2 pseudogenes are annotated in these 1342 nt (G+C 78.2%); one reads left to right on the top strand and one right to left on the bottom strand.

The window, feature by feature from the left end:
• Positions 1-449: pseudogene (locus MXD58_RS27685) on the top strand (glycosyltransferase 87 family protein); the annotation flags it as partial.
• Here MXD58_RS27685 and MXD58_RS27680 read toward each other — a convergent pair.
• Positions 385-1342, bottom strand: a pseudogene (locus MXD58_RS27680) (hypothetical protein); the annotation flags it as partial. The pseudogenes MXD58_RS27685 and MXD58_RS27680 overlap by 65 nt on opposite strands.

Here is a 1342-nt window from a genome sequence, read left to right as displayed (position 1 = left end):
GGAGTGCAGAGTCGGCCGGGAGCGCAGCCGCGGACGAGCCGGCCGCGGTGGGCGCGACCCTGGCCGCCCGGTCCCTCGCGCTGGTCACCGTGGTCGTGGTGACCGCCCGGGTGCTGAGCCCGCAGTACCTCGTCTGGCTGCTCGCGCTCGCCGCCGCCGGTCTCGCGGTCAGCCCCCGGCCCGCGCCCGCGCCGGGGGAGTCGCCGGAGCGGACCGGACGCCTGATCCGGGGTCGCGGGCCGGCTGCCCGCGAGCGGCGCCTGGTGGTGGGGCTACTGGCCGTCGCGCTGTTGAGCCAGGTGATCTATCCGTGGCGGTACAACGACGTCATCCAGGGCCGGATCGTGCTGAGTGTGCTGCTGGTGGTGCGCAACGCCGGACTGCTCATGGTCTGCTGGTGGGCGGTGCGGGCCGCCGCCGGGCCACGGCCAGCCCCACCACCCCGCTGACCAGCCCGAGGCCGACGACGAGCGTGATCACCCCGCCGGCGCCGAGCAGCCGCCAGGTCGCGGCGAGCGGGGGGAGGGTGGCCAGGCACAGCCACGAGGAGACCAGCACGATCCCGGCGAGCGTCCGGCCACCCGCCGACCTCGGCACCAGGCGCGGCATCGACCGCCGTCCCACCGTGGTCCGGTCCGCGGCGTCGGTCGCGACAGCGGTGCGGTCGACAGCGGTGCGGTCGGCGGCGGTGCGGTCGACAGCGCCGGCCATCGCCGCGATCACGGCCAGCGGCGGCAGGCACATCGCCAGATACCAGGGGTAGACGACGGGACTGCCCAGGGCGACGGCCAGGCCGCCGAAACCGAGCACGGCCAGGTCGGGCCGCTCGTCCACCGACGAGCCGGGCCGCCGCTCGCCCGGCCCGCGGCGCCAGGCACGGATCGTGAGTGTCAGCACGACGGCCGCCGCGGCGGCCAGGCACAGCCCGCGGGCCACCCGCAGCGCGGCGCCGTCCGCGGGAGGCCAGCCAAACAATGCGCCCAGCCCGTCCACGACGGCCGCCAGGATCGAGGCCGGGGCGATTCCGGTGCTGAGCTTCCCGGAGGTGGACAGCGAGTGGATCCAGGACGGCCCGAACCCGGCGGCGGCCATGCTCAGGGCCGAGACGGCGGCGACGGCGCCGACATCGGCGGCGAGCCGGGCCATACCCGCGCGCACCGGATGCGCCGCTCGCCGCGCGGCGCGCCGGTGGGCCCCCCCCACCCACCCCACCCCCCGCCCCCGCCCCCCCCCCCCCGGGGGGGGGCGGCCCGCCCCCCCCCCCCCCGCGCCGACAGACGTTGTCAGCGGCTCGCGGGCCGGGCCGATTCGGTGGGCAGGCCGGCTGCCACCCAGTCCTCGA

The sequence above is a fragment of the Frankia sp. AgKG'84/4 genome (genome assembly GCF_023242965.2).
Lineage (GTDB): Bacteria > Actinomycetota > Actinomycetes > Frankiales > Frankiaceae > Frankia.
This window is presented reverse-complemented; position numbering and strand designations above follow the sequence as displayed.